Origin of the sequence: Mesorhizobium sp. M7A.F.Ca.CA.002.09.1.1, from assembly GCF_003998555.1 — a bacterium.
GTDB classification, from domain to species: domain Bacteria; phylum Pseudomonadota; class Alphaproteobacteria; order Rhizobiales; family Rhizobiaceae; genus Mesorhizobium; species Mesorhizobium ciceri.
This window is the reverse complement of record NZ_RZRR01000481.1, coordinates 1-4,254: the sequence shown is the minus strand read 5'-3', so window position 1 is coordinate 4,254 and position 4,254 is coordinate 1. Positions and strand designations below refer to the sequence as shown.

General features: G+C 61.7%; 6 protein-coding genes. All 6 read left to right on the top strand.

All coding sequences use genetic code 11. The features are described from left to right. A partial coding sequence (gene secY, locus EN994_RS20190) for a preprotein translocase subunit SecY (protein WP_127307751.1) occupies positions 1-1,177 on the top strand: 1,177 nt, incomplete at its 5' end. Next, entirely contained in the window at positions 1,174-1,770 is a 597-nt protein-coding gene (locus tag EN994_RS20185) for an adenylate kinase (protein WP_013531436.1), read from the top strand. The genes secY and EN994_RS20185, both read left to right, overlap by 4 nt. A 210-nt stretch (positions 1,771-1,980) precedes the next feature. Continuing rightward, positions 1,981-2,349 (top strand): 30S ribosomal protein S13, encoded by a 369-nt coding sequence (gene rpsM, locus EN994_RS20180; RefSeq protein ID WP_013531437.1) that lies wholly within the window; start codon positions 1,981-1,983, stop codon positions 2,347-2,349. Between the two features lie 162 nt (positions 2,350-2,511). Further along, complete coding sequence (gene rpsK, locus EN994_RS20175) at positions 2,512-2,901, top strand: 30S ribosomal protein S11 (RefSeq protein ID WP_006205444.1); 390 nt, start codon at positions 2,512-2,514, stop codon at positions 2,899-2,901. A gap of 102 nt (positions 2,902-3,003) precedes the next feature. Next, positions 3,004-4,014, top strand: a complete 1,011-nt coding sequence (locus tag EN994_RS20170; protein ID WP_013531438.1) for a DNA-directed RNA polymerase subunit alpha — start codon at positions 3,004-3,006, stop codon at positions 4,012-4,014. A 104-nt stretch (positions 4,015-4,118) separates the two neighbouring features. Next, a partial coding sequence (locus tag EN994_RS20165; protein ID WP_281060177.1) for a L17 family ribosomal protein occupies positions 4,119-4,254 on the top strand: 136 nt, incomplete at its 3' end.

Here is a 4,254-nt window from a genome sequence, read left to right as displayed (position 1 = left end):
GGCCTTCTCTTCGCAGAGCAAGGGCGTGCTCGGCATGTTCAACATGTTCGCCGGCGGCGCCGTGCAGCGCATGGCGATCTTTGCGCTCGGCATCATGCCTTACATCTCCGCCTCCATCATCATGCAGCTGATGACCTCGGTCATCCCGTCATTGGAAGCGCTGAAGAAGGAAGGCGAACAGGGCCGCAAGGTCATTAACCAGTACACGCGCTACGGCACCGTGCTGCTTGCGCTGGTTCAGGCCTATGGCATTTCGGTCGGTCTGGAAGGCGGCAACGGCATCGTCAGTGACCCCGGCATGTTCTTCCGCATCTCGACCGTCGTCACGCTGGTCGGCGGCACCATGTTCCTGATGTGGCTGGGCGAGCAGATCACCGCCCGCGGCATCGGCAACGGTATTTCGCTGATCATCTTCTCCGGCATCGTCGCCGGCCTGCCGCACGCCATCTCCGGCACGCTGGAGCTTGGCCGCACCGGCGCGCTGTCGACCGGCCTGATCCTGGCGATCATCGTGCTGGCTATCGTCGTCATTGCGCTCATCGTGTTCTTCGAGCGCGCCCAGCGCCGCTTGCTGATCCAGTATCCAAAGCGCCAGGTCGGCAACCGGATGTTCCAGGGCGATACCTCGCACCTGCCGCTGAAGCTCAACACGTCGGGCGTCATTCCGCCGATCTTTGCCTCGTCGCTGCTTTTGCTGCCGGCCACCGTCGCCGGCTTCTCGCAGACGACGAACCTGCCGGCGTGGGCAAGCACCGTGCTCGCCTCGCTCGGCCACGGCCAGCCGCTCTACATGCTGTTTTATGCGGCGATGATCGTGTTCTTCGCCTTCTTCTACACCGCGATTGTCTTCAACCCGAAGGACACCGCCGACCAGCTCAAGAAGCATTCGGGCTTCATCCCGGGCTATCGTCCGGGCGAGCGCACCGCCGATTATATCGATTACGTTCTCACCCGCATCACCGTCGTCGGCGCCATCTATCTGGTGCTGGTGTGCCTGCTGCCGGAGTTCCTGATCTCGGCGACTGGCGTACCGTTCTACCTTGGTGGCACATCGCTTCTGATCGTGGTCAGTGTCACGCTCGATACGGTTGCGCAGATTCAGGGTCACCTGATCGCGCACCAGTATGAAGGCCTGATCAAGAAGTCGAAGCTGCGCGGGGGGAAGAAAGCCAGATGAGGTTGATATTGCTTGGGCCGCCAGGAGCGGGCAAGGGGACGCAAGCACAAAGACTGGTAGAAAAACACGGCATACCCCAGCTCTCGACGGGCGACATGCTGCGTGCTGCCGTCCAGGCAGGCACCGAGGTTGGCAAGCGCGCCAAGGCGGTGATGGATGCCGGTGAACTGGTGTCCGACGCGATCGTCAACGCGATCGTCGCTGAGCGTATCGATCAGCCCGACTGCGCCAAGGGGTTCATCCTCGACGGCTATCCGCGGACCCTGGTGCAGGCGGATGCGGTCGAGCAGATGCTGTCGGATCGCTCGCAGGGGCTCGACGCCGTCATTGAACTCGTGGTCGACGACAAGGCCCTGGTTGGCCGGATCGTCAAACGCGCCGACGAGGCGCAGGCCGCCGGCCTTCCCGTTCGCAAGGACGACAATCCGACCGTGTTCGAAGAGCGCCTGAGGGAATACTACAAGAAGACGTCGCCGCTGATTGGCTACTACTATGCCAAGGGCAAGCTCCGCAGTGTCGATGGCATGGCCGATATCGACGCCGTGACGGAACAGATCGAAGCGGTGCTCAAGGACGCGGTGCGGGGAAATTAACGATTGCACTTGACGGAGGCGGTTCGCTGCGGTATGGCGGCCCGTCTTCCTATCAGGCATGAGCTTTGCTTGTCCGCAAGGGCAAGGCAGCCGCATTGAACTGGAAACTCCCGCATGGGCCGGCCTCCACCGGACGCGGGGCAACTTAAGACAGCGCCGAGCCTACCTTGTTTTTGAGGATTGGCCGGCCCACATGGAGAAGGGAAGAACATGGCTCGTATAGCCGGCGTCAACATTCCGACCAACAAGCGCGTTGTCATTGCGCTTCAGTACATTCACGGCATTGGCAAGCGGTTCGCCCAGGAGATCGTCGACAAGGTCGGCATCCCGGCCGAGCGCCGCGTCAACCAGCTGACCGACGCGGAAGTGCTGCAGATCCGCGAGACCATCGACCGCGATTACCAGGTTGAAGGCGACCTGCGCCGCGAAGTCTCGATGAACATCAAGCGGCTCATGGACCTCGGCTGCTACCGCGGCCTGCGTCACCGCCGCTCGCTGCCGGTCCGCGGCCAGCGCACGCATACCAATGCGCGCACCCGCAAGGGCCCGGCCAAGTCGATCGCCGGCAAGAAGAAGTAATTTTTTTAGGGGAATAAGGGAGTAGGGGAGTAAGGCAGTAGGGAATGCCCGCCAGTCGGGTCGCGTTTTTCCCTACTCCCTTGCTGCCCTATTCCCCTACTCCCTTACGAAGGTGGAGCCGCTGGCATTACGGCGGTGTAGAGATCAACTGAAAGGACTATCATGGCCAAGGAAGCCGCTCGTGTTCGCCGTCGCGAACGCAAGAATATCTCGTCGGGCGTTGCCCACGTCAATTCGACCTTCAACAACACGATGATCACCATCACCGATGCGCAGGGCAATTCGATTGCCTGGTCGTCTGCCGGTGCTCAGGGCTTCAAGGGTTCGCGCAAGTCGACCCCGTTCGCTGCCCAGATGGCTGCCGAGGATGTTGCCAAGAAGGCCCAGGAACACGGCATGCGCATGCTCGAAGTCGAGGTCTGCGGACCCGGCTCCGGTCGTGAATCGGCACTGCGCGCCCTGCAGGCGGCCGGCTTCACCATCACCTCGATCCGTGATGTGACGCCGATCCCGCACAATGGCTGCCGCCCGCGCAAGAAGCGTCGCGTCTAAGCATTTACCGAACGCCGCGCGAGCGCCCTTGGGCGCTCCTCCGCGGCATTCCAGGTCGCCCGCCACGATTGGATGGTGGCGGGTCAACGGAAGGAAAGCATCATGATCCAGAAAAATTGGCAGGAACTGATCAAGCCGAACAAGATCGAGTTCTCGTCGAAGAAGAAGACGCTGACCACGCTGGTCGCCGAGCCTCTCGAGCGTGGCTTTGGCCTGACGCTGGGCAACGCGCTGCGCCGCGTGCTTCTGTCTTCGCTGCGCGGTGCGGCTGTTACCGCCGTGCAGATCGACGGCGTTCTACATGAATTCTCGTCCATCGCCGGTGTGCGCGAGGACGTGACCGACATCGTCTTGAATATCAAGGAAATCGCCATCCGCATGGAAGGCGATGGTCCCAAGCGCATGGTCGTTCGCAAGCAGGGACCGGGTGCGGTTCTTGCCGGCGACATCCAGACGGTTGGCGACGTCGAGATCCTCAACCCCGACCACGTCATCTGCACGCTGGACGAAGGCGCTGAAATCCGCATGGAATTCACCGTCGACACCGGCAAGGGTTACGTGCCGGCCGACCGCAACCGCGCCGAAGACGCGCCGATCGGCCTCATCCCGGTCGACAGCCTTTATTCGCCGGTCAAGAAGGTCTCCTACAAGGTCGAGAACACCCGCGAGGGCCAGGTTCTCGACTATGACAAGCTGACCATGACGATCGAGACCGACGGTTCGATCACCGGCGAGGACGCAGTGGCTTTCGCCGCCCGCATCCTGCAGGACCAGCTCGGCCTGTTCGTCAACTTCGACGAGCCGCAGAAGGAAGTCGCTGCCGAGGCCGTCACCGAGCTCGCCTTCAACCCGGCGCTGCTCAAGAAGGTCGACGAACTCGAGCTTTCGGTGCGTTCGGCCAACTGCCTGAAGAACGACAACATCGTCTATATCGGCGACCTGATCCAGAAGACCGAAGCCGAGATGCTGCGCACCCCGAACTTCGGCCGCAAGTCGCTGAACGAGATCAAGGAAGTTCTGGCGGCGATGGGCCTGCACCTCGGCATGGAAGTGCCGGACTGGCCGCCGGAAAACATCGAAGACCTCGCTAAGCGTTACGAAGACCAATATTGAGCATGAATTCCAAGGATCGGCGGCGTGGGCCGCTCGATCCGACGGTCATGCGGAAAACCATCAGAGGCCGCGGCCTCTTGAACAACTGAAGAAGGAAAAGAGCCATGCGCCACGGTTTCAAAGGCCGCCGCTTCGCCCGAAGCATTAGCCATCGCAAGTCGATGTTCGCCAACCTCGCCGTGTCGCTGCTCGAGCACGAGCAGATCGTCACAACCTTGCCGAAGGCGAAGGACCTGCGTC

Bases quoted from the DNA above. Each gene is read 5' to 3' on its own strand.
- EN994_RS20185 (WP_013531436.1), top strand. From the start codon at position 1,174: ATGAGGTTGATATTGCTTGGGCCGCCAGGAGCGGGCAAGGGGACGCAA.
- rpsM (WP_013531437.1), top strand. From the start codon at position 1,981: ATGGCTCGTATAGCCGGCGTCAACATTCCGACCAACAAGCGCGTTGTC.
- rpsK (WP_006205444.1), top strand. From the start codon at position 2,512: ATGGCCAAGGAAGCCGCTCGTGTTCGCCGTCGCGAACGCAAGAATATC.
- EN994_RS20170 (WP_013531438.1), top strand. From the start codon at position 3,004: ATGATCCAGAAAAATTGGCAGGAACTGATCAAGCCGAACAAGATCGAG.